This is a genomic window from Plastoroseomonas hellenica (assembly GCF_018129085.1).
GTDB classification, from domain to species: Bacteria; Pseudomonadota; Alphaproteobacteria; order Acetobacterales; family Acetobacteraceae; genus Plastoroseomonas; species Plastoroseomonas hellenica.
In genome coordinates this window covers 1-21840 of record NZ_JAAGBB010000073.1, presented here as the reverse complement: position 1 = coordinate 21840, position 21840 = coordinate 1, and the positions used below count along the sequence as shown (strand labels likewise).

The 21840-nt window shown below is 69.5% G+C and carries 17 protein-coding genes; 6 read left to right on the top strand and 11 right to left on the bottom strand.

All coding sequences use genetic code 11. The annotated features are described in order from the left end of the window. Nucleotides 1–115 precede the first annotated feature (115 nt). The 5 genes from GXW71_RS31450 to GXW71_RS31430 all read right to left on the bottom strand — a co-directional run bounded on the left by GXW71_RS31450 (nt 116) and on the right by GXW71_RS31430 (nt 8522). Nucleotides 116–1879 (bottom strand): thiamine pyrophosphate-dependent enzyme, encoded by a 1764-nt coding sequence (locus tag GXW71_RS31450; RefSeq protein WP_211857181.1) that lies wholly within the window; start codon nt 1877–1879, stop codon nt 116–118. 123 nt (nt 1880–2002) lie between these two features. Continuing rightward, a complete protein-coding gene (locus GXW71_RS31445; RefSeq protein ID WP_211857179.1) occupies nt 2003–5146 on the bottom strand; it encodes an efflux RND transporter permease subunit in 3144 nt (1047 codons plus the stop codon). A gap of 9 nt (nt 5147–5155) precedes the next feature. After that, nucleotides 5156–6277, bottom strand: a complete 1122-nt coding sequence (locus GXW71_RS31440; protein ID WP_211857177.1) for an efflux RND transporter periplasmic adaptor subunit — start codon at nt 6275–6277, stop codon at nt 5156–5158. Between the two features lie 81 nt (nt 6278–6358). After that, on the bottom strand, nt 6359–7372 hold the full coding sequence (locus tag GXW71_RS31435; protein ID WP_211857175.1) for an ABC transporter ATP-binding protein: 1014 nt from the start codon (nt 7370–7372) through the stop codon (nt 6359–6361). 73 nt (nt 7373–7445) lie between these two features. After that, complete coding sequence (locus GXW71_RS31430; protein ID WP_246527065.1) at nt 7446–8522, bottom strand: ABC transporter ATP-binding protein; 1077 nt, start codon at nt 8520–8522, stop codon at nt 7446–7448. 155 nt (nt 8523–8677) lie between these two features. Here GXW71_RS31430 and GXW71_RS31425 point away from each other — a divergent pair, with 155 nt between their 5' ends. Continuing rightward, nucleotides 8678–8947 (top strand): Lrp/AsnC ligand binding domain-containing protein, encoded by a 270-nt coding sequence (locus tag GXW71_RS31425; protein ID WP_211857173.1) that lies wholly within the window; start codon nt 8678–8680, stop codon nt 8945–8947. Between the two features lie 161 nt (nt 8948–9108). Beyond that, on the top strand, nt 9109–9357 hold the full coding sequence (locus GXW71_RS31420; protein WP_211857171.1) for a hypothetical protein: 249 nt from the start codon (nt 9109–9111) through the stop codon (nt 9355–9357). Nucleotides 9358–9367: 10 nt separating this feature from the next. Here GXW71_RS31420 and GXW71_RS31415 read toward each other — a convergent pair whose 3' ends face one another. After that, the gene (locus tag GXW71_RS31415) at nt 9368–10864 is read right to left on the bottom strand and encodes an amidase (RefSeq protein WP_211857169.1); all 1497 of its coding nucleotides are present in this window, start codon (nt 10862–10864) and stop codon (nt 9368–9370) included. A 50-nt stretch (nt 10865–10914) separates the two neighbouring features. Continuing rightward, nucleotides 10915–12522 carry a gamma-glutamyltransferase gene (gene ggt, locus GXW71_RS31410; RefSeq protein WP_211857162.1) on the bottom strand — a complete coding sequence of 536 codons (1608 nt, stop codon included), beginning with the start codon at nt 12520–12522 and terminating at the stop codon, nt 10915–10917. Nucleotides 12523–12637: 115 nt separating this feature from the next. Between ggt and GXW71_RS31405 the strand changes: the two genes are divergently transcribed. Both GXW71_RS31405 and gpt read left to right on the top strand, forming a co-directional pair. Beyond that, nucleotides 12638–12979: a tRNA-binding protein gene (locus GXW71_RS31405; protein ID WP_211857160.1), complete on the top strand. Its 342-nt coding sequence runs from the start codon at nt 12638–12640 to the stop codon at nt 12977–12979. Further along, the gene (gene gpt, locus GXW71_RS31400; protein WP_211857158.1) at nt 12980–13456 is read left to right on the top strand and encodes a xanthine phosphoribosyltransferase; all 477 of its coding nucleotides are present in this window, start codon (nt 12980–12982) and stop codon (nt 13454–13456) included. It begins immediately after the preceding gene. 9 nt (nt 13457–13465) lie between these two features. Here gpt and GXW71_RS31395 read toward each other — a convergent pair whose 3' ends face one another. Continuing rightward, nucleotides 13466–14494: a LacI family DNA-binding transcriptional regulator gene (locus GXW71_RS31395; RefSeq protein WP_211857156.1), complete on the bottom strand. Its 1029-nt coding sequence runs from the start codon at nt 14492–14494 to the stop codon at nt 13466–13468. Nucleotides 14495–14787: 293 nt separating this feature from the next. Here GXW71_RS31395 and GXW71_RS31390 point away from each other — a divergent pair, with 293 nt between their 5' ends. Beyond that, complete coding sequence (locus tag GXW71_RS31390; RefSeq protein WP_211857154.1) at nt 14788–15693, top strand: NAD(P)-dependent oxidoreductase; 906 nt, start codon at nt 14788–14790, stop codon at nt 15691–15693. A 198-nt stretch (nt 15694–15891) separates the two neighbouring features. Here the strand turns inward: GXW71_RS31390 and GXW71_RS31385 are convergent, their stop codons facing one another. The 3 genes from GXW71_RS31385 to GXW71_RS31375 form a co-directional block, all read right to left on the bottom strand. Next, on the bottom strand, nt 15892–16932 hold the full coding sequence (locus tag GXW71_RS31385; RefSeq protein WP_211857152.1) for an amino acid ABC transporter substrate-binding protein: 1041 nt from the start codon (nt 16930–16932) through the stop codon (nt 15892–15894). A 200-nt stretch (nt 16933–17132) separates the two neighbouring features. Then, nucleotides 17133–18107 carry a Bug family tripartite tricarboxylate transporter substrate binding protein gene (locus GXW71_RS31380; protein ID WP_211857150.1) on the bottom strand — a complete coding sequence of 325 codons (975 nt, stop codon included), beginning with the start codon at nt 18105–18107 and terminating at the stop codon, nt 17133–17135. Nucleotides 18108–18138: 31 nt separating this feature from the next. Further along, the gene (locus tag GXW71_RS31375) at nt 18139–19044 is read right to left on the bottom strand and encodes a ribokinase (RefSeq protein ID WP_211857148.1); all 906 of its coding nucleotides are present in this window, start codon (nt 19042–19044) and stop codon (nt 18139–18141) included. 134 nt (nt 19045–19178) lie between these two features. Between GXW71_RS31375 and GXW71_RS31370 the strand changes: the two genes are divergently transcribed. Continuing rightward, nucleotides 19179–21530 (top strand): xanthine dehydrogenase family protein molybdopterin-binding subunit, encoded by a 2352-nt coding sequence (locus GXW71_RS31370; protein WP_211857146.1) that lies wholly within the window; start codon nt 19179–19181, stop codon nt 21528–21530. Nucleotides 21531–21840: the final 310 nt, after the last annotated feature.

Here is a 21840-nt window from a genome sequence, read left to right as displayed (position 1 = left end):
GATCCCCAAGGCACAGGCAGGTCCTCCCCGCCCATGACTGAACACTGTCAGCCATCTCCCCAGTCCAAGCTGTCAGTTATGTCCCCGGTCCGGACCCCCTTCCCGGGACAGCTCCTCACCGCGGCCGCGGCGTCGTCCGGCGCGGCGCCGGTGCCGGGGTTCGGGCAGCCGGCGCGGACGGGGTCGCGGCGCCGCCCGCCTTGGCCGCCTGTTCGCGCAGGTCGGTGATGGTCGCGCGGTTGGTGACCTGTTCGGGGTTGGTGCGGACCTCGACGATCGCGGGCTTGCCGCTGGCGAGCGCGCGCTGCACGGCGGGGACGAACTCTTCCGTGGTCTCCACCACCTCGCCATGGCCGCCAAAGGCTTCGATGAACTTGGCGAAGTCGGGGTTGGTCAGCGCGGTGCCGGAGACGCGGTGCGGGTAGGTGCGCTCCTGGTACATGCGGATGGTGCCGTACATCTGGTTGTTGAAGACCAGGATCACCGGGTTCACCGCATGGTGGAAGGCGGTCGCGATCTCCTGCCCGGTCATCATGAAGCCGCCGTCGCCCACGAAGCAGATCACGGGACGCTCGGGGAAGGTGATCTTGGCGCCGATCGCGGAGGGCACACCATAGCCCATGGCGCCGTTGGTCGGGCCGAGGAAGTCCTGGCGTTCCTTCACGTGGGTGAAGCGGGTCGGCCAGGTGGCGAAGTTGCCGGCGTCGGTCGTGAAGATGGTGTCGTCCGGCAGCACCTTCTCCAGCGCCTGCAGTGCGCGGGCGAGGTTCAGCGGGCCTTCGTAGTCCGGTGCTTCCGCCTGCTTCAGGCGCTGGCCGTGCAGCGTCTTGCGCCAATCGGCCCAGACCGGCTTCGCGACGGGCTGGGTTGCGCGCGCAGCCGCAGCGAAGGCGTTGAGGTCGCTGACGATGCCGAGCGCCGGTCGATAGACGCGGCCGATCTCGGTCCGCTCCTGATGCACATGCACGATCGGCGTGGCGCCGGCCATGTCGAGCAGGGTGTACCCCTGGCTCACGGGCTCCCCGAGGCGGGTGCCGATGGCGAGGATCAGGTCGGCTTCCTTGGCCCGTGCCACCAGCCCGGCATCGGCGCCGACGCCGAGGTCGCCGGCGAAGTTGCGGTGGGTGCCATCAAACAGGCTCTGCCGGCGGAAGGAGACCGCGACCGGCAGGTCATTGGCGATGAGGTAGTCCGCGATGGCCTTCCTGCCTTCGGCGGTCCAGCCGGAGCCGCCGAGAATGGCGAGCGGCCGCTGCGCGCGGGCGAGCATGGCGGAGAGCCTGGTAATCGCCTCCGGTGCCGGATGCGGGGGCAGCACCTCGGCGGGGCCGATATCCGGCACCGTGACCAGGTGCTTCTGCATCTCCTCGCTGATCGCGACGACGACAGGGCCCGGCCGGCCGCTGACCGCCACGTCGAAGGCGTGCGCCATGATCTCCGGGATGCGCTTCGCGTCGTCGATCTGCGTCACCCATTTGGCGATCGGCGAGAACATGCGGCGGTAATCGACTTCCTGGAAGCTCTCGCGATCCGTCTCCTCGACCGGGATCTGGCCGACCAGCAGCACCAGCGGCGTGCTGTCCTGCTGCGCCACATGCACGCCGATCGCGGCATGGCAGGCGCCGGGGCCGCGGGTCACGATGGCGACGCCGGGCCGGCCGGTCAGCTTGCCATGGGCTTCCGCCATATGGACCGCGCCCGCCTCGAAACGGCAGGTGACGAGCTGCAATCGGTTGCGGACGGAATAGAGGCCATCGAGCAGGTCCAGATAGCTCTCGCCGGGGACGCAGAAGGCATGCGTCACGCCCTGGGCCACCAGCGCATCGGCCAGCAGCTTGCCGCCGCTGCGCGCCTGGGCGACCCGCTTCATCTCATTCATCAACGCTCCTCCCGCCCGACCGGCGACCTGCGAAACGGGCCGGAGGTTAGAGCAGATCGCCGCGGGGTGGAAACGCCCCGGAGGCGCTGATCCGCGCGGCCACCGACAGCGGGTCGGGCAGCCTCATTCCGCGGGCTGTCCGTGCCCGTGCTGGTCCCGCCCGGTGCCGGCCGGATGCCGCGCTTCCAGATCAGCGAGCGCCGCCGCGACCGAGCCGATCGGCCTGGTGAAGGGCGCAAGCAGCAGGAACAGCGCCGGCACCGCATACAGCGTGACGAAGGTGGAGAGTGTGACCCCGCCGACGATGACGACGCCGAGCGCCTGCCGGCTTTCCGCCCCCGCCCCCGTCGCCATGGCGAGCGGCACGGCGCCGAGCACCGTCGCGATCGAGGTCATCAGGATCGGCCGCAGCCGCACCACCGAAGCCTCCAGCACCGCATCATGGACATTCAGGCCGCGGTCGCGGAGCTGGTTCGCGAATTCCACCACCAGGATGCCGTTCTTCGCCATCAGCCCGATCAGCAGGATCATGCCGATCTGGCTGAAGACGTTCAGGCTCTGCCCAGTGACGAACAGCGCCAGCAACCCGCCGGTCAGCGCCAGCGGCGTCGAGAGCAGGATCACCAGCGGGTGGATGAAGCTCTCGAACTGCGCGGCGAGGACCAGGAACACCACCAGCAGCGCCATGGCGAAAGTGACGTAGAGCGCGCCGGAGCTTTCGCGGAACTCCAGGCTCTGGCCGCGATAGGAGATGCGCGCCTCGGCCGGCAGCACCTCCCGTGCCAGCGCGTCCATGTAGTCGAGCGCCTGGCCGAGCGAATAGCCGGCGCCCAGCGAGGCGGTGATGGTGACCGCGCGCACCCGGTCTTCCCGGGCGAGGGTCTGGGGCCGTGCTCGCTCGGAGAGCGTCACCACGTTGGAGAGCGGCACCAGCCCGCCGGAGGCGGTGCGCACGAAGACGTTCTGCAGGTCATAGGGCGTGAGGCGGGAGGCCTCCGGCGCCTGCATCAGCACTTTGTATTCCTGCCCCGCGACGACGTAGGTGCTGGCTTCGCGCGAGCCCAGCATCGTCTCGATGGTGCGGCCGACCGCCTGGATCGAGACGCCGAGGTCGGCGGCCTTGCGGCGATCGATCTCCACCCGGATCTCGGGCTTCGTCTCCTTGAAGTTGTGGTCGAGGTTCAGGAGCTGCGGGTTCTGCCGGGCACGTTCCAGGAAGCGGTCGCGCCACAGCACCAGGGTCTCGAAATCCGGCCCGCCGATGACGAACTGCACCGGTGGCTGAAAGCCACGTTGACCGAGCGAAGGTGGATTGAGCGCGAAGGCGCGCACGCCCGGGATCGCCGATACCAGCGGGAAGATCTCGGCGGCGATCCGCTGCTGGGTGCGCTCGCGCTGGCTCCAGGGCGAGAGGCGGAGGAAGACATTGCCCACATTGCCGACCGCTGGCCGCTGGTTGCCCCCGATGGTGGCGAAGACCGCCGCCGCCTCGCCATTGTCGGAATAACGGCGCAGCACGTCCTCGATCTGGCGCACATGCTCGAGCGTATAGGTGAAGGAGGCGCCTTCGGGTCCGGTGGTCGGGATGATGACGACGCCCCGGTCCTCGGTCGGCGCGAATTCCTTGGGCAGCCCCATGAAGAGCAGCACCGCCAGGGCGGAGAGCGCGCCGGCGCCGCCGAGCACCAGGATCGGCGCCTTCAGCGCATGCCGCAGCGACCAGCGCAACGCGCCGTTCATGCCCACGAAGAAGGGCTCGGTCCAGCGGATCAGTCGGCTCTCACCCTGATGCGCCTTCAGGAGCTTGGAGCACATCATCGGCGTCAACGTCAGCGCGACCAGGCCGGAGAAGATGACGGAGGCCGCCAGTGCCAGGCCGAATTCTGTGAACAGCCGGCCGGTATTCCCCTGCATGAAGGAGAGCGGCACGAAGACCGCAACCAGGACCGCGGTCGTCGCAATGACCGCGAAAGCGATCTCGCGGGACCCGCGCAGCGCCGCCAGCAGGGGTTCCTCCCCCTCCTCGATGCGGCGATGGACGTTCTCCAGCACGACGATGGCATCGTCGACCACCAGCCCGATCGCCAGCACCAGCCCGAGCAGGGTCAGCACGTTGATGGAGAAGCCCATCGCCGACATCGCCATGAAGGAAGCGATGATGGAGACCGGGATGGCGACGGCCGGGATGATGGTGGCGCGGACGCTGCGCAGGAACAGGAAGATGACGCCGATCACCAGCACCAACGCGATGATCAGCGCGTGCTCCACCTCATGGATCGACTGCGCGATGAAGAGGCTCTCGTCATAGCCGATGACGACGTCCACACCCTCCGGCAGGGTCGGGCGGATCCGCTCCATCTCCGCCTTGGCGCCATCGGCGACCGAGAGCGTATTGGCGGTCGACTGGCGCAGGATGCCGAGGCCGATGCCGGTGCGTCCGTTGATCCGGTACTCGCCGCGCATGTCCTCCGGCGCGACCTCGACCTGCGCCACCTCGCCCAGCAGCACCTGCGCGCCGCCGGAAGAACGCAGCACCACGATCTGGCGGAACTGTTCCGGCCGGGTCATGCGGGTGTCGGTGCGGACGGTCAGCTCCCGCGCGCGGCTCTCGATGCGTCCGCCCGGCAGCTCGACATTCTCGCGCCGGATCGCGTCCTCGATATCCTGCACGGCGAGGCCGCGTGCCGCCATCGCCTGCCGGTCGAGCCAGACGCGCATGGAGTAGCGCCGCTCGCCATTGATCAGCACCTGCGCCACGCCTTCGACGATCGCGAGGCGATCCACCACGCGGTTGCGCGCGATGTCGGTCAGGTCCATGGCCGAGAAGCGGTCCGAGGTCAGCGCGATCCAGAGGATCGGACGGCTGTCGCCGTCGACCTTGGCGACCACCGGCGTATCCGCCTGTTCCGGCAATTGCGCGAGCGCCCGCGCCACGCGGTCACGCACGTCATTGGCCGCGGCATCGACGTTGCGCGTCAGGCGGAACTCGATCGTCACCTGACTGCGCTCGTCGCGCGACTGGGAGGAGATGGTCTTGATGCCCTCGATACCGGCGACAGCGGCTTCGATCAGCTCGGTGATCTGGCTGTCCACGACAGCCGCCGAAGCGCCGGTATAGGTCGTGGTGATGGAGACGATGGGTGGATCGATCGCGGGATATTCGCGGATCGGCATGCGCGCCATGGCGAAGGCGCCGAGCACCACCAGCAGCAGGCTCATCACCATCGCGAAGACCGGACGGCGGATGGAGATGTCGGAGAGGACCATCGCCTGGCCTCAGCTCGCGGGCCGGGTCATCGTCTCGGTCACGCGCACCGGCAGGTCATGGCGCAAGCGCTGGATGCCGCGCACGACCACCTGCTCGCCGGCGGCGGCGACGCCTTCCCGGATCTCGACCTCGCCTGGTAGGCGGATGCCGAGCCGTACCTCCAGCCGCCGCGCCCGGCCGTCGCGGACGACATAGACGAAGGCGCGCTCGCCCAACGGATCGATCGCCTCCTCGGGCACCAGCAGCGCATTCTCGCGCGAGGCCAAGGTCAGGATGACCGTGAGGAACAGGCCCGGCCGCAGCGCCTCATCCGCATTGTCGAATTCGCTGATGACGCGGATGCTGCGGGTCGCCGGATCGATGCGGGTATCGAGCACCGCGACATGGCCGCTGAACACGCGGTCGCCATAGGCGGCGCTGGCCGCCCGCACTTCCGACCCGACGCGCAGCCGCGCCAGATGCACCTCGGGCACCGAGAACTCGACCCGGACGCGTTCGGTGTCGTCGAGCGTCGTGACTACGGTACCCGGCTGCACCAGGGCGCCGATGCTCACCTGGCGCAGTCCGACCCGGCCGTCGAAGGGTGCCGAGATGCGCAGCTCCTCGAGACGCGCCTCGGCCTGGCGCACCCGGCCCGCGGCCTGCCGCGCCACTGCCTCCAGCGTCACCATGCGTTGTTCCGCGATGGTCTGGCCCGGCTGCAGCCGCTGCGCGCGCACCATCTGGTTGCGGGCGTCGTCATGCTGGGCGCGCGCCTGGTCGAGCTCCGCGCGCAGCGCTGCCGCATCGAGCTGCACGAGCACCTCGCCACTGCGGACCCGCTGGCCTTCCTGAAAGGGAATGGCGGTCACCATGCCGGTGACCTTGGCGGTGACTGTGATCGATTCACGGGCGCGCACGGTGCCGACGCTCTCGGCGCGCTCGATCACCCGCCCGACGCGGATCGGCGCCACCACCACTGGCTGTTCCTGCGGCGCCTGCTGCCGCGCCGCGCCGCCGGTGGATGCCGTCGCCTCCAGCCCCATCAGCCCGAGCGGCGTCGGCAGCCCGACCCTTTCGCCATAGAGATGCCAACCCGCGCCCAGGCCGGCGATCACTATCAAAGCGGCGATCTGGGTCGTCGAGCGCATCAGCCACCTGTCTCGCGTATTCGTGTATATGAGACTTGGTTAACCCGCCGGCAACCCATTGCGGGGCGAGAACTTCGCCCCTTACCCAACCCTGACGTGTATGCAGCGCGCCTTGCGCCCCGGCTCCGGGCTGCGTTCCGCGGGGACGGCGGCAAGGCAGGCCGGCTCCGCCTCCGCACAGCGCGGCGCGAAGGAACAGGCGGCGGGCAGTGTCTCCAGGCTCGGCGGCGCGCCCGGGATGGTGGTCAGGCGATGGCCACGCAGCCCGGCATGCACCGTCGCGCCGAGCAGGCCCTTCGCATAGGGGTGCAGCGGGGACCGCATCAGCGCCGAGACCGGCCCCTCCTCCACCACGCGGCCCGCATACATCACCGCGACCCGGTCCGCGATTTCGCCTGCCACGCCGAGGTCATGGGTGACGAAGACGACGCCCATGCCGAGGTCCTCCTGCAGCTTGCGCAGCAGCAGCAGGATCTGGATCTGCACGGTGGCGTCGAGCGCGGTCGTCGGCTCGTCGGCGAGCAGCAGCTTCGGCCGGCAGGCGAGCGCCACCGCGATCATCGCGCGCTGCCGCAGCCCGCCCGAGAGCTCGTGCGGGTAGGCGGCGAGGCGGCGCTTGGCCGAAGGGATCTGCACCAGCTCGAACAGCTCGAGCGCCCGCGCCATGCCGGCAGCGCGGGAGACGCCCTCGTGCCGCTGCACCGTTTCCGCGATCTGCCGGCCGACGCTGTAGACTGGATCGAGTGCCGTCATCGGCTCCTGGAACACCATCGCGACCGTGCTGCCGCGGAATTCCTGGAGCTGGTTCTCGCTCATCCGCTGCACGTCGTTGCCGGCGACCCGGATTTCGCCCGTGACCACCGCGCTCTTGGGCAGCAGCTTCATCAGCGCGCGCATGGTCACCGACTTGCCGGAACCACTCTCGCCCAGGATGCAGAGCACTTCGCCGGCCGAGAGGTCGAGATCGACGCCATTCACCGCATGCATGGTGGCATCGCGGGAGACGAAGCGCACCGAAAGGTCGCGCAGCCGCACCAGCGGCTCGCCGGCTGGCGCCAGCTTGGTCGGCACATCCTGTTGGAGCAGGGCGCTCATTGTGCTCGCCTTCCGGCTCGCGGCGGCCGATTCAGCTCTCCGCGCCTTCCGGCGCTCCGACCATCGGACGCCATCATGCTGCCACCTGCAATGCTTTGGAATGCCCACTGCCCGGCAGCGCCATGTGGCATGCCGCCTGGTGCCCCGCGCCGAGATCGGCGGAGGCCGGTTCGATGGCCGCGCAGACATCCTCCGCGAAGGGGCAGCGCGTGCGGAAGCGGCAGCCGGAGGGCGGGTTCACCGGGTTTGGCGGATCCCCGGTCAGCGGCGGCTCCATCCGGCGCTTGCCCGGATCCATCGAGGGGCGGGAGGCGAGCAGCGCCTGGGTATAGGGATGCGCCGGGCGGTCATAGATCGCGTCCACCGGCCCCATCTCGACGACCTTGCCGAGATACATCACCAGCACGCGGTCGCTGATGTACTGCACCACGTTCAGGTCGTGGCTGATGAAGGCATAGGTCAGTCCGAAGCTCTCCTTCAGGTCGACCAGCAGGTTCAGCACCTGCGCCTCCACCGACTTGTCGAGCGCCGAGACCGGCTCGTCCAGGATCACCAGGCGCGGCCGCAGCGCGAGCGCGCGCGCGATGTTCACGCGCTGGCGCTGGCCGCCGGAGAGCTCATGCGGGTAGCGGCGGGCGAACTGCGCCGGGGCGAGGCCGACGGCAGCCAGCAGCTCCCGCGCCCGCTCACGCGCCTCCCGGTCCGGCAGCCCATGCACCTTGGGCGCGAAGGCGATGCTGTCCTCGATCGGCAGGCGCGGGTTCAGGGAGGCATAGCTGTCCTGGAAGACCATCTGCACCTGCCGCCGGTAATCCTTCAGCGCGATGCCACCGGACTGGGTGTTCTCCGCGACCCCTTCGCCGTCGAAGATCATGCTGCCGACATCGGGATCCATCAGGCGCATCAGCAGGCGTGCGGTGGTCGACTTTCCGCAGCCGGATTCGCCGACGATGCCGAGCGTCTCGCCCTTGCGGATGGTGAAGGAGACGCCGTCCACCGCGCGCACGGTCGCGACCGTGCCGCCGAAGAAGCCGCCCTTGATCGGGAAATGCCTCTTGATATCGCGGATATCGAGCAGCGCCTGGGCGGGGCCGCCGCGGTCGTCGGGAGTGGGATCGAGGTCCATGCCAAGCAGGACAGCAAAGCGCATGCCGTCGCCGCAAGCATCTTGGCAGGGATTCGCCGTGTCCGACCGCGGTTTCTGCATAGGTCTTGGGCAGCGGCCGCCCGTTTCGCCCGCGTCCGATGCTGGACGCGCCCACCATGGCGGCGGCATTCTCCGGCCGCGACAGGCAGGATGGGGCGATGCGGGCGATCTTCGTCATGATCAAATGCGACATGGGTCAGGCCTATCGCGTGGCACGCGAGATGGCCGACACCATCGAGGAGCTGTCGGAAATGCACTCCATCTCCGGCCAATACGACCTGCTCGGGAAGTTCTACCTGGAGCCCGGCCGCGACATCGGCCTCTTCGTGGTCGAGAAGGTGCAGACCGTGGCCGGCGTGAAGGACACTTATACGCTGCAGACCTTCAACGCCTTCACCGGCGCGGTGCCGACCACCGGGACCGCCTGAAGGCAACCAGGCAGGCTCCCCAGGTTTCCGCGTCCTGACATCATGGCAATCTGCCGCATTGTGGCAGCACCGTCGCAAAACCACCTTCGATCCGCCATCGCAACGCCCAGGCGCGGACGCGACCGGAGGCCATCCTGCCGTCAGTGCCGGAGGTATCCCCCATGCGTCGCATCCTCGTCCCCCTCGCCCTGTCCGCCACCCTGGCGCTGGCCGCCTGCCAGAACCCGGATGGCAGCACCAACTGGGGCCAGACCCTGGCGCTCGGCGCCGGCGTCGGGCTGGGTGCAGCGCTGATCGCTGGCGCCGCCGCGGACAATGACCGCCCGCGCCACTATCACCGCGGCGGCTATGGCGGCCGCGGCTATGCCTATGACGGTGGCTACAGGCGCGGCGGCTATTACTACCGCTGACCGATGAGGTTCAGCCCCAGGTCCGGAAGGCTTCGGCGGCGCTGATCGGCGGCGCCGCCTTCAGCCTGGCGAGGTCCGGCGCCGGGCGCGCCAGGGTCGTGTCACCGGCGACCGCCGCCTCTATCGCCGCCGCGACGCCAAGCACGAAGGCATCCCCGCCACGCGGGCCCACGATCTGCAGGCCGAAGGGCATGCCGTTGCGGTCGAGACCAAGCGGCAGCGACACCGCGGGATGCCCAACCAGCGTCACGTAGTAGGCCAGCGACAGCCAGTGGAAATAGGTCCGAGTCGGCTTGCCGTCGATCTCGGCCGGGTAGAGCTCCCGCCACGGCCGCGGGCTGATGGTGATGGACGGCGTCACCAGCACGTCGTGCTGCGCGAAGAAGCGCTGGAAATCGCGGTAGATGCGGGTCTGCGCCGCTGCCGCCCGCGAGTAGTCGTCGAGGCTGTAGCGCAGCCCCTCCTCCACATTGGCGACGACGTTCGGGCCGACATCCTGCGGCCTCTCCTGCACCTTCTGCTTATGCGCGGTCAGGAAGACGGCGGCACGCAGCACCTCGAAGGCCTCGTCGCCGCCGCTGCAATCCGGCGTCGCCTGCTCGGCCGCCGCGAACATCGGCGCCAGCGCCGCCACCCGGCTCGCGAAGATCTCCCGGATATGGTTCTCGGTCGGCGCCATGCCGAAATCAGGCGTGAAGGCCAGCCGCAGCGAGGCCAGGTCGATCTGCCGCGGCGGCGAGAACAACGCCGACTTCCCGCGCACGGCACGGTCATGCAGCGTATAGGCCAGCGGGTCGCGCGCATCATCCGAGGCCATGGCCGAGAGCATCAGGCAGGCATCCGGCACGTTGCGGGCCATTGGTCCCAGCACGGGCAGGTTCGACCAGCCATGGCCGCGCTTCTCGGACGGCACCAGCCCCGGCGACGGGCGATAGCCGACGATGCCGCAGAAGGCCGCCGGGTTGCGGAGCGAGCCGCCGGTGTCCGAACCCGAGCAGATCGGCGCCATGCCGGCGGCGAGCGCCGCCGCCGAGCCACCGGACGACCCCGCCGCCGATTTCGTGGGATCGAAGGGATTGCCGGTCGCGCCATACACGGTGTTGCGCGTATTGGCGCCGGCGCCGAATTCCGGCGTGTTGGTCTTGCCGAGGATGACCGCGCCGGCCTTCCGCAGATTGGCGACCATCGCGCAATCGGCCTCCGGCACGAAGTCGCGGAAGATCGGGCTGCCATAGGTGGTGCGCAGCCCCTGCACCTCCTCCAGGTCCTTGATGCCGACCGGCAGCCCGTGCAGCGGACCGAGCTCCTCGGCGCGCATCACCGCGGCCTCGGCCGCGCGGGCGGCGGCCAGCGCCGCCCCGCGATCCTCGGCCACCATCGCGTTGATCGCCGGGTTCACCGCGTCGATCCGCGCCTGGCAGCTCTCCAGCAGCTCCACCGGAGAGAGCTTGCGGCTGCCGATCAGGCGGCGCGCCTCGACGGCGGTGAGATCGCAGGGTTCGGTCATCAGGGCAACTCGCTGGTCATGGGATGGCGGTCAGGGATCGGTGGTGCGCCTCAGTAGCCCAGCGCGCAGCCATCCTTGCGCGGATCGGAACCGCCGATGAGGGAGCCGCGCTGGCGGTCGATCAGGATCGCCTGGCCGCCGCCATGCGGCTTGTCGATCAGTGCGCAGTCATGGCCGAGCCGGTTCAGCCGGTCGACCACGTCGCCCGGGATGCCGCGCTCCACCTGCACCTTGCCCGCCTGCGGGAAGAGCCGCGGCAGGTCGATCGCTTCCTGCGGATCGAGACCGAACTCGAAGTGATTGGAGAGGAACAGCGTCTGGCCCATCGGCTGGAAATGTCCGCCCATGACGCCATAGGGCATGATCGCCTCGCCATTCTTCATCACCATGCCGGGGATGATGGTGTGCATCGGGCGCTTGTTCGGCGCGATGCAGTTCGGGTGGCCTTCCTGGAAGCGGAAGCCATAGCCGCGGTTCTGCAGCATGACGCCGGCGCGCTCGGCGAGGATGCCGGAGCCGAAGCTCTCGAACAGCGAGTTGATGAAGCTGCAGGCATTGCCGTCGCGGTCGACGACGCAGAGATAGACGGTGTCCTTGTGCTTCGCGAGGTCGCTGCTGCCCGGCGCCGGCAGCGCCGGCATTGCCCCGGCATCGCTGATCAGCTTGCGCAGCGCCGCGCCATAGGCGGGATCGGTGAGATGCGCGACCGGCACATCCACCTGCGAGGGGTCTGCGAGGAAGGCGTCGCGATCGCGATAGGCGAGCCGCGCGGCCTCGATATGCCGGTGCAGGCGTTCCGCCGAGAGCGGGCCCTGCGCCACGGTGTCGAAGCCGTTCAGGATGTTCAGGATCTCGAGCACGATCATGCCCGAGCCGTTCGGCGGGCACTGGAACACCTCGACATCGCGCCATTTGGTGCTGATCGGCGTCACGAATTCCGCGACCGAGGCGCCGCGGGCGAAATCCTCTTCGGTGTGGGTGCCGCCGGCCTCGCGCAGCGTCGCCACCATGTCGGCCGCGATCTCACCCTCGTAGAAGCCCTTCACGCCACGGGCGGCGACGGCGCGCAGCGTGCGGCCGAGCTCCGGCTGGACGAAGCGTTCGCCGAGCCGCATCGGCTGCCCATCCTTCAGGAAGCGCCGGGCTGCCGCCGGGTGCCTGGCGAGCTTGCCCTTCGCCGCCTCCCAGTCCGAGGCCACGCGGGGGGTGACGAAGAAACCTTCCTCCGCGAAGCGGATGGCCGGCTGCAGCAGTTCGTCCAGGCTCTTGCGGCCATGGGCGGCGTTCAGCGTCGCCCAGGCCGAGATGGCGCCGGGCACGGTGACGGCATGGGGTGAGGTCGGCTCCAGCGCCGCCACGCCCTTGGCCTTCAGCGCCGCGTAGGACGCACCGGCCGGCGCCCGGCCGGAGCCATTGAGGGCGATCACCTTGCCAGTCCCGGCGGGCGCATAAAGGCAGAAGCAGTCGCCGCCGATGCCGGTCGATTCCGGCTCCACCACGCCGAGCACCGCGACCGCTGCTATCGCGGCGTCCAGCGCATTGCCGCCGGCACGCAGCACATCGAGCGCGGTCAGCGTCGCGGCGGGGACGGAGGTCGCGGCCATGCCGTTCGCGGCATGGACGGCACTGCGGCCGGGAAGGTGGAAATCGCGCTTCATGACAGGGCTCTCTGATCTCGCGGCCGGAACAAGGATTGACCCGAAGCTGTCACGCCCACCACGCCCGGGCAAGACGCCCCTACCCTCCAGCCTGGCGCTCCGCTAAGCCCATGTCATGGCAGAAACCATCACCTTCACCGATTTCGAGCGGGTCGACATCCGGGTCGGCACCATCATCGATGCCGAGCCCTTCCCGGAGGCCAAGAAGCCAGCGATCAAGCTGACCCTGGATTTCGGGGCCGAGATCGGCGTGAAGCGCTCCTCCGCCCAGCTCACGGTCCATTACGCCCCGGACCAGCTCATCGGGCGCCAGGTCATGGCGGTGGTGAACTTCCCGCCCCGCCGCATCGCCGGCTTCCCGAGCGAGGTGCTGGTGCTGGGGGTGCCGGACGAGAATGACGCCGTGGTGCTGCTGAAGCCCGACCTACGAGTGCCGAATGGGGGTAAGCTATTCTAAATGGCTGAGAAATACTACACGGTCACCTGGGATCAGTTGCATCGCGACGCCAAGGCGCTGGCCTGGCGGCTGCTGGATCGCGGCCCCTGGTCCGGTATCGTCGCCATCACTCGGGGCGGCCTGATCCCGGCCGCCGTGGTCGCCCGCGAGCTCGATTGCCGGCTGATCGAGACCGTCTCCATCGTCACCTATGACGAGGAGGCGAAGGGCGCGCCACGGGTGGTCAAGACGCCGGCCGCCGCTGGCGACGGCAGCGGCTGGCTGGTGGTGGACGACCTGGTCGATACCGGCACCACGGCGCGCGTCGTCCGCGCCTTGCTGCCGAAGGCGCATTTCGCGACGGTCTATGCCAAGCCCGCCGGCAAGCCCCTGGTCGAGACCTTCATCACCGAGGTCAGCCAGGACACCTGGATCCTGTTCCCCTGGGACACCGAGCCGCAGTTCATCGCACCGATCGCCCGCAGCGCCGTGAAATAGGGATCTCGGTCAGCCCCCGGCCGCCGGCGGAGCGACGGCGGTGCAGGACTGCCGGATGGTGAGCCGCGTCGGCAAGGTCAGGCAGCGCGCGGCATCGGCCGCCTCCCCGGCCATGCGCTGCAGCAGCATGGTCGCCGCGTGGCGGCCCATTTCGGCGAGGTCCCAGGCGATGGCGGTCACCGGCGGCGCATGGAGCTCCGCCAGTTCGGAATCCGCGCCGGCCACGAGGGACACGTCCTTGCCCACCTCGCGATGCAGCGTCCGCAGCGCACGGATGCAGCCGCCCAGCATGTCCATCGCCGCGACGAAGATCGCGGTCGGCGGCCCCGCCAGGCCCATCAGCGCCATGGTCTCGCGAAAGGCATCCTCCGGCGTCAGCACGCGGTCGCGCAGCAGGTGCGGCATCGGCGCGGCGCCTTGCGCCAGGAAGGCATCCCGGTAGCCCTGGACGCGGCTCCGCGACGGGTAGGCCTTGGTGTCGCCGACCAGCATGGCGATCCTGCGGTGGCCGAGGCCCAGCAGGTGCTCCACCGCGAGCGCCGCCCCGGTCCGGTGATCGACGACGACCCGGTCCGCGCTCTCGATCCGGTCGCGGTCGATCAGCAGCACCGGCATGCGCGCCGCAGCGAGGGCCGCGATGACATCGGGATCGCCTTCGTCGCTGACGGTCATCATCACGCCGTCCACCTTGCGGCCTTCGAAGGCGCGCAGCAGCTCGACCTCCACCTCCGGGCGATTGGTCGTGCTCGAGAGCAGCAGGGTGTAGCCATGCGCCCGCAGGACCTGCTCCGCCTCCTTGATGAAGATCCCGAAGCGGGGGATGTCGAAGTCGCGGATGGCGCAGGCGACGAGGCGGGTACGGCCGCCCCGCATGCTCTGGGCGACGGGATCGAGCTCATAGCCGAGCGCCGCGATCGCGTCCTGGACCTTCCGCCGGATCGGGTCGGCGACCGTCGGGTTGCGGTTCAGGACACGCGATACCGTGCCAACCGCGACGCCCGCGGCCTCCGCGACGTCACGAAGCTTCACCTTGACCATTGGCGCATCCTGCATGCCAGCGGACCGGCGGGCGACCCGCTTGATCACGATTTATGAACCGGTTCAATTCATGTGTCTCCATTCCGGATCACGAAGGCGATCCATGCCTCGTCGGGATGAGCAGGTAGGCACGCCTGGATCGCCCGACTTCCGCTGGCGCTGCTCGGCGCGCCGCTGCGGCTGGCGACCCGGTTCCCCTCGACAGCGGCATCAGTTCTAACCATACTATGAACCGGTTCATTTAGACGTTAGCCGGCGCCCCTGCTGATCCCGCGGCCAAGGAGAATGGCACCATGACGAGGCCCATCATCGGATTCGTCGGCTTCGGCGAAGCGGCCCGCTGCTTCTGTGACCACTTCGCCCCGCGGGACGCGGCGGAGCTCCTGGTCTTCTGCGACGGCGCCACCAATCGTCCGCCCTACAGCCCTGCCTTCCGGGACGCCGTGACCACACGCGGCGCCAGGCTGCTCGACAGCCTGGATGCGCTGCTGGCGGAAGCCGAGATCGTCTTCTCCGCCGTCGTGGTGGCGACGGCGCTGCCGGTCGGCCGGGCCATCGCGGCGGGTTTGCGGCCGGGGACACTGGTGGTGGACATCAACGCCTCCACCCCGCGCGCCAAGCGCGTGGTGGCGGAAGCGGTGCAGGCGCGCGGCGGCCGCTTCGTGGATGCCAATCTGATGGGCGCAGTGAGCCTCTACGGCCCCGGCGTCCCGCTCTATTGTTCCGGCGACGGCGCCGAGGATTTCCAAGCGACCTTCCAGCCGCTCGGGCTCACGATCGACCTGGCCGGGCCGGACCCCGGCGCGGCGGCGGCCGTGAAGATGCTGCGCAGTGTCGTCACCAAGGGGATTGAGGCGCTGGTGGTGGAGGCAATGACCGCGGCGTCACTGGCCGGCGTGCGGCAGCAGGCGCTGCAGGGCATCTGCGGCCCGATGGATGCCACCAGCTTCAGCCAGTTCCTGGACATGTGCCTGCGCACCGACGTGCTGCATGCCGAGCGCCGCGCGGTGGAGATGGAGGGCGTGGCCGAGGGTCTGCGCGAGCTCGGGCTGGAGCCGCTGATGACCAGCGCCACCGCCACGCGCCTCCGCGCCTCCGCAGCACTCGGCCTCAAGGATGCCTTCGCGGCGATGCCGTCCTACGACGCGAATGCAGTGCTGGACGCCTACGCGAAATGCGTCGGCCCTCCGCCGCCCTGACGCCCCGGGCCGGCACTACGCGGCCGCAGGCCGCCACCAGTTTCTGCGGAGCGAGGCGAAACCGATGCTCCGGCGCCGCGAATGCGGCCCCGCGCGCGACCGACAGCCGCCGTCAGCACATCCCTGACAGCGCGGAAGCCAAGCGCGCGAATGCGCGCGCCGGCGCCTGAGGCCAGAAAAAACTCAGCCCATGCGCTTTCAGCGCATGGGCGGCGGGTAGTGCAAGCCGCCTCGGTTCCAGAGGTTGTTGGCACCCCTGGGGATGCCGAGCGGGGTGATGTTGCGCTCCCACATCTCCGAGAAATTGCCGACCTGGCGCACGATGCGCTGCGCCCATTCATTGTCGAGGCCGAGCTGCCGACCAAGATCGCCGCTCCGGCCCATGAAGCGCTGCACATCGGGGTTGGTGCTGTCGTTGAAGGTCGCGAGGTTCTGGCTGGTGATGCCGAGTTCCTCTGCGGTCTGCTGGGCGAAGAGGCTCCAGCGCACGATGTCGAAAAAGCGGGCGTCGCCCTTGCGGACCACCGGCCCCAGCGGCTCCTTCGAGATCAGCTCGGGCAGCAGCGTATACTGTTCCCCGGCCGGCCCTTCGGCGGCGCGGAAGGCCGCGAGCGAGGAGGCATCGTTGGTATAGGCATCGCAGCGGCCGGAGCGGAAGGCGGCGCGCAGCTCCTCCACATTCTCGATCACGACCGGCGTGAAACGCATGTTGTTGGTGCGGAAGTAGTCGGCGAGATTCAGCTCGGTCGTGGTGCCGGGCTGCACGCAGACGGTGGCGCCGTCGAGCCCCCGCGCCGAGGTGACGCCGGAGTTGGTCCGCACCATGAAGCCCTGGCCGTCATAGAAGTTCACGCCCGCGAAGCTGAGGCCGAGCGATGCCTCACGCCCCAGGGTCCAGGTGGTGCTGCGGACCAGCATGTCGATCTCGCCCGACTGCAGCATGGTGAAGCGCTGCTGCGTGCTGGACGGCACGAAGCGCACCTTGGTCGCATCTCCGAGCAGCGCCGCGGCGACGGTGCGGCAGGTGTCGACATCGAGGCCACGCCATTCACCGCGGCTATCGGGCAAGGAGAAGCCGGCGGTGGATGGGGCGACGCCGCAGATCAGCGTGCCGCGCGCGCGGATGGCCGCGACGGTGTCGGTGCCGGCCGGCGCGGCAGGCTGCTGGGCACCGGCCGGCAAGGCGAGGCTGGCGGCAAGCGCGAAGGCGCCCAGCGCAAAAGTTGCGATGCGATGCATGGGTCTGACGGTCTCCCTGCGGATTGAGCCCCGGGCGCGCGCTTCCGGCGCCTGCCCGCGGCCAGTCTCGCGGGCGGCACGACCAGGTTGCAAGCGGCATGATGCCTCATGGAGCATCACCAAGGCGCCAATTGCCTGGAAGTCGGGCGGCGTTGCCCGCCCGGCGCGCATCGGGCCGGCCCTCCCACGATCAGCGGCTGTCAGCCATCCAGCCGCACATTCGCGAGCCGCGCGACCTCCCGCCACTTCGCCACCTCGCGGCTGACGAAGGCACCGAACTCGGCCGGCGTGCCTGGGTCGGCAATCATGCCGAGCTCTCCGATGCGCTGCACGATGGCGGGCTCCCGCAGGATCGCGACGACATCGGCGTTGATGCGCTGCAGCACCTCGGGTGGCGTGCCGGTAGGCGCGACCAGCCCGGTCCAGCCGGCAGCCTCATAGCCTGCGATGCCGCTCTGCGCGATCGCCGGCACCTCCGGCAGTTGCGGCACCGGCCGCGCCACCGTCACGCCGAGTGCCCTGGCGCGGCCGCTCCGGATATGCGGCAAAGCACTCGCCACGCTGTCGAACATCACCGGCACATTGCCGGCGACGAGGTCGGTCACCGCCGGACCGCTACCGCGGTAATGCACGATGTTGAGCTGGATCCCGGCCCTATTGGCGAAAAGCTCGGCCGCCATGTGCTGGGATGACGCGGGCCCGGCCGAGGCGACGTCGACCTTGCCCGGCTCCGCCCGCGCCTTGGCGATCAGTGCCTCGATGCTGTGCGCCGGAAAGGACGGATGCGCGATGATGATCAGCGGCACCATCGCGATGTTGCTGATCGCCGCGAAGTCGCGCTCCGAATCATAGGGCAGCCGCGGAATGACGCCCGGATTGATGCCGAGCGTGCCGGAGGTGCCGGCAGTCAGCGTATAGCCATCGGCCGGCGACCGGGCGCCCGCTTCGAGCGCCGGCACCCCTGCGCCGCCGCCACGGTTCTCCACCACCACGCGCTGCGGCCAGCGCCGGGAGAGCTCATCGGCGATCAGCCGCGTCGCGATATCAGCCGCCTGCCCCGGCGGGAAGGGCACGATGATACGCACCGGCTTGTTCGGATAATCCGACTGGGCACGCACGCCAGGCGCCATAAGGCCCAGCGCGGCGGCGGCCAGCAACGGCCGGCGTGCGATCATGACCTGTCTCCCCCCTCGGTTTGGATACAGTCTAAAGGGTGGAATGCCTCGCTGCCAGGGCGCGGATCGCCTCGCCCCGATGCAGGGACGGCACCGCGCCCGCCACCGTGCAGGCGAGCGCACCGGCGGCCAGCGCCTCCGTCATCGCGCCCGCCGGTGTGCGCCCCGCCGCGACCGCGGCGGCCAGGCAGCCCACGAAGGCATCGCCGGCGCCGGTGGTGTCGCGCACCACGACGCGCGGCGAAGGCAGCGCCGACAGCGCGCCATCCGGCCCGGCATGCACCGCGCCCGCTGCGCCCAGCGTGATGATGGCGCCGAGGCGGTGCCGCGCGCCGAGGCCTGTCGCGATCTCCGTCGCGGTGCCGCCCCCAGCCAGGATGCCGGCCTCGCCCTCATTGGCCACCAGCAGGTCGGTCAGCGCCAGCAGCGCCGCCCCCGGCACCCCGCCCGCCGGTGCCGCGTTCAGGATGGTGATGGCGCCGAGTGCGCGCGCCGCGGCGAAGGCGGCTTCCGTCGCGGCCTCAGGCGTCTCGCGCTGGGCCAGCACCGCGCGCGGCATCGCATTCTGCACTGCGTGCACCGGGCGGGCGGGGGAAAGCACTGCATTGGCGCCGGCCAGCACCACGATGCTGTTCTCGCCCGCATCATCCACCAGGATCACCGCCTGCCCGGTCTCCGCGTCCACATATTCGGCCGCGGCCCGGATGCCCTCCTCGGCCCAAAGCGCCAGCGCGGCTTCCCCGGCGGCATCCCGGCCGAGTGCCGCGACCATCACCACATCGCCGCCGCAGCGCGCCGCCTGCACGGCCTGGTTGCTGCCCTTGCCGCCATGGAAGGCATCGGCGCCATGCGCCGTCAGGGTCTCCCCCGGTGCCGGAAGATGCGGCACCCGGAGCACTCGGTCCCGGTTGTAGGACCCGACCACCACCAGCGTCATGCCCTGCCTCCCATCCGATCTTCCCATGCTCTGAAGCCGCCACGCGCCGGTCAAGCGCCCCGCCGGGTTGCGCGAAGCGCCGAGCGGTCTAACCTCTGCTGCAACGCAGCGATCAGCCAAGGCCTCCCCTCCCCATGCCCGATGCCAATCTGCCCGACCCCACTTTCATGAAATTCGGCATCGGCCAGCCGGTGCCGCGCCAGGAGGATCCGACCCTGCTGCGCGGCCAGGGCCGCTACACCGACGACCTGGCGCTGCCCGGCCAGGCCTGGTGCGTGATGGTCCGCAGCCCCTATGCCCATGGCGTGATCCGCAGCATCGGCACCGAGGCGGCCCGCGCCATGCCCGGCGTGCTGGCGGTCCTCACCGGCGCAGACCTCGTCGCCGCCGGCTATGGCAACCTGCGCTGCACCGTGCCGCTCAAGAACCGCGACGGCAGCCCGCTGACCAATATCGAGCGCCCCTCGCTGGCGACCGACAGGGTGCGTTTCGTCGGCGACCCCGTCGCCTGCGTGGTCGCCGAGACCCGCATGCAGGCCCGCGACGCCGCCGAGGCGGTGGAGCTCGAGGTTGATGCGCTGGATGCCGTCACCGAAGCCTCCGCCGCCGCGGCCCCCGGCGCGCCGCAGCTCTATGATCACATCCCCGGCAATGTCGTGCTGGACTTCCAGTATGGCGACGCCGCCCGCGTCAAGGCAGCCTTCGACACCGCCGCCCACGTCACGCGCCTCTCCATCCGCAACAGCCGCATTGTCGTCTGCGCGATGGAACCGCGCAGCGCCATCGGCGAATATGAGGCCGATACCGGCCGCTTCGTGCTGCGCGTCGGCAGCCAGGGCGTCTTCGGCCTGCGCAACCAGCTCGCCAACGACATCCTGAAGGTGCCGACCGACAAGCTCCGCATCCTGACCGGCAACGTCGGCGGCAGCTTCGGCATGAAGGCGAGCGCCTATCCGGAATACGCCTGCGTCCTGCACGCGGCGAAGCTCCTCGGCCGTCCAGTGAAATGGACCGACGACCGCTCCGGCAGCTTCGTCTCCGACCAGCATGGCCGTGACCACGAGGTGAATGCGGAACTGGCGCTGGACGCCGAGGGCCGCTTCCTCGCGGTCCGGCTGACCAGCTATGGCAATATGGGCGGCTACTTGGCGACCGTCGGCCCGATGATGGGCACCGCGAATTTCACCAAGAACATCCAATCCAACTATCAGACGCCGCTGATAGAGGTCTCGACCAAATGCGTGGTGACCAACACCACGCCCGTCTCCGCCTATCGCGGCGCCGGCCGCCCCGAAGGCAACTACTTCATGGAGCGATTGATCGAGACCGCAGCACGCGAGATGGGCAAGGACCCGATCGCGCTGCGCCGGCTCAACCACATCCGCCCCGACCAGTTCCCCTATGCGACCGCCAGCGGCTCCACCTATGACGGCGGCGACTTCTCCGCGCTGATGGACAGGGCGATCGACGTCGCCGATTGGCACGGCTTCGAAGCGCGGCGCGCCGAGAGCAAGGCCCGCGGGCTGCTGCGCGGCCGCGGCCTCGGCAATTTCCTCGAATGCACCGCGCCGCCGATGAAGGAACAGGGCGGCATCCGCTTCGAAGCCGATGGCGGCGTCACCATCATCACTGGCACCCTCGACTACGGCCAGGGGCATTGGACGGCCTTCGCCCAGGTGCTGCATGCCGAGCTCGGCGTGCCCTTCGAGAAGATCCGCCTGCTGCAGGGCGACAGCGACGAGCTGATCGCCGGCGGCGGCACCGGCGGCTCCAAATCCCTGATGGCCTCCGGCGCCGCCATCGTCGAAGCCAGCGCCCTGGTCATCGACAAGGGCCGCGCCGCCGCCGCGCATTTCCTGGAAGCCTCGCCCGTCGACATCGAATTCGCGCGCGGCCGCTTCAGCATCGCCGGGACCGATCGCGGCATCGACATCATGGACCTCGCCGCCCGGTTGCGCGGGGCGAACAACCTGCCTGACGACGTGCCCGCGACCCTCGATGTACGCCATGTCTTCGACCAGGCGCCGATGGCCTTTCCGAACGGCTGCCATATCTGCGAGGTCGAGATCGACCCCGACACCGGCATCATCAACGTGGTGCGCTATTCCACGGTGAACGACTTCGGCGTCATCGTGAATCCGCTGCTGGTCGAAGGCCAGGCCCATGGCGGCATCGTCCAGGGCATCGGTCAGGCGATCTATGAGCGCGTCGCCTATTCCGAGGACGGCCAGCTCATGACCGGCACCTACATGGATTACGGCCTGCCCCGCGCCGAGGACGTGCCGAGCTTCGGCTTCGAAAGCCACGCCGTGCCCGCCAAGACCAACCCGCTCGGCGCCAAGGGCTGCGGCGAAGCCGGCTGCGCCGGCTCCCTCCCCGCCGTCATGAACGCCATCGTCGACGCGCTGTCGCCGCTCGGCGTCACCCATGTCGACATGCCGGCGACACCGGAGCGCATCTGGTCCGCGATCCAGACGGCGAGGTAGGGGCGGATGTCCCTGGAGAGGGCTCCGCCCTCTCCAGACCTCACCCGGCAGGAGCCTAGGGCCCCTGCACCCCGATCACTTTTAGAGCCCTGATGGCCAAGGGGTCACCCGGCGTCTTCCGCCGGGTGACCCCTTGGCCATCAGGGCACCAAGTGAGGCAGGTCCAGGAGGATCTATCCTCCTGGTGGGGTGGGTCCGGGAGGGGCGAAGCCCCTGTCTAGCCGGGGACATCACTGACAGTTTGGACCGGAGACATGGCTGACAGTCTCCTTGTTTTGTTCCTGCCGTTTGCGGCGGCCCGGTCGGGCCG

Coding starts and splice junctions, on each gene's coding strand:
- GXW71_RS31385 (WP_211857152.1), bottom strand. CDS start 16,932: ATGCATCGCATCGCAACTTTTGCGCTGGGCGCCTTCGCGCTTGCCGCC.
- GXW71_RS31380 (WP_211857150.1), bottom strand. CDS start 18,107: ATGATCGCACGCCGGCCGTTGCTGGCCGCCGCCGCGCTGGGCCTTATG.
- GXW71_RS31450 (WP_211857181.1), bottom strand. CDS start 1,879: ATGAATGAGATGAAGCGGGTCGCCCAGGCGCGCAGCGGCGGCAAGCTG.
- GXW71_RS31435 (WP_211857175.1), bottom strand. CDS start 7,372: ATGAGCGCCCTGCTCCAACAGGATGTGCCGACCAAGCTGGCGCCAGCC.
- GXW71_RS31415 (WP_211857169.1), bottom strand. CDS start 10,864: ATGACCGAACCCTGCGATCTCACCGCCGTCGAGGCGCGCCGCCTGATC.
- gpt (WP_211857158.1), top strand. CDS start 12,980: ATGGCTGAGAAATACTACACGGTCACCTGGGATCAGTTGCATCGCGAC.
- GXW71_RS31420 (WP_211857171.1), top strand. CDS start 9,109: ATGCGTCGCATCCTCGTCCCCCTCGCCCTGTCCGCCACCCTGGCGCTG.
- GXW71_RS31440 (WP_211857177.1), bottom strand. CDS start 6,277: ATGCGCTCGACGACCCAGATCGCCGCTTTGATAGTGATCGCCGGCCTG.
- GXW71_RS31370 (WP_211857146.1), top strand. CDS start 19,179: ATGCCCGATGCCAATCTGCCCGACCCCACTTTCATGAAATTCGGCATC.
- GXW71_RS31405 (WP_211857160.1), top strand. CDS start 12,638: ATGGCAGAAACCATCACCTTCACCGATTTCGAGCGGGTCGACATCCGG.
- GXW71_RS31375 (WP_211857148.1), bottom strand. CDS start 19,044: ATGACGCTGGTGGTGGTCGGGTCCTACAACCGGGACCGAGTGCTCCGG.
- ggt (WP_211857162.1), bottom strand. CDS start 12,522: ATGAAGCGCGATTTCCACCTTCCCGGCCGCAGTGCCGTCCATGCCGCG.
- GXW71_RS31445 (WP_211857179.1), bottom strand. CDS start 5,146: ATGGTCCTCTCCGACATCTCCATCCGCCGTCCGGTCTTCGCGATGGTG.
- GXW71_RS31395 (WP_211857156.1), bottom strand. CDS start 14,494: ATGGTCAAGGTGAAGCTTCGTGACGTCGCGGAGGCCGCGGGCGTCGCG.
- GXW71_RS31430 (WP_246527065.1), bottom strand. CDS start 8,522: ATGCGCTTTGCTGTCCTGCTTGGCATGGACCTCGATCCCACTCCCGAC.
- GXW71_RS31390 (WP_211857154.1), top strand. CDS start 14,788: ATGACGAGGCCCATCATCGGATTCGTCGGCTTCGGCGAAGCGGCCCGC.
- GXW71_RS31425 (WP_211857173.1), top strand. CDS start 8,678: ATGCGGGCGATCTTCGTCATGATCAAATGCGACATGGGTCAGGCCTAT.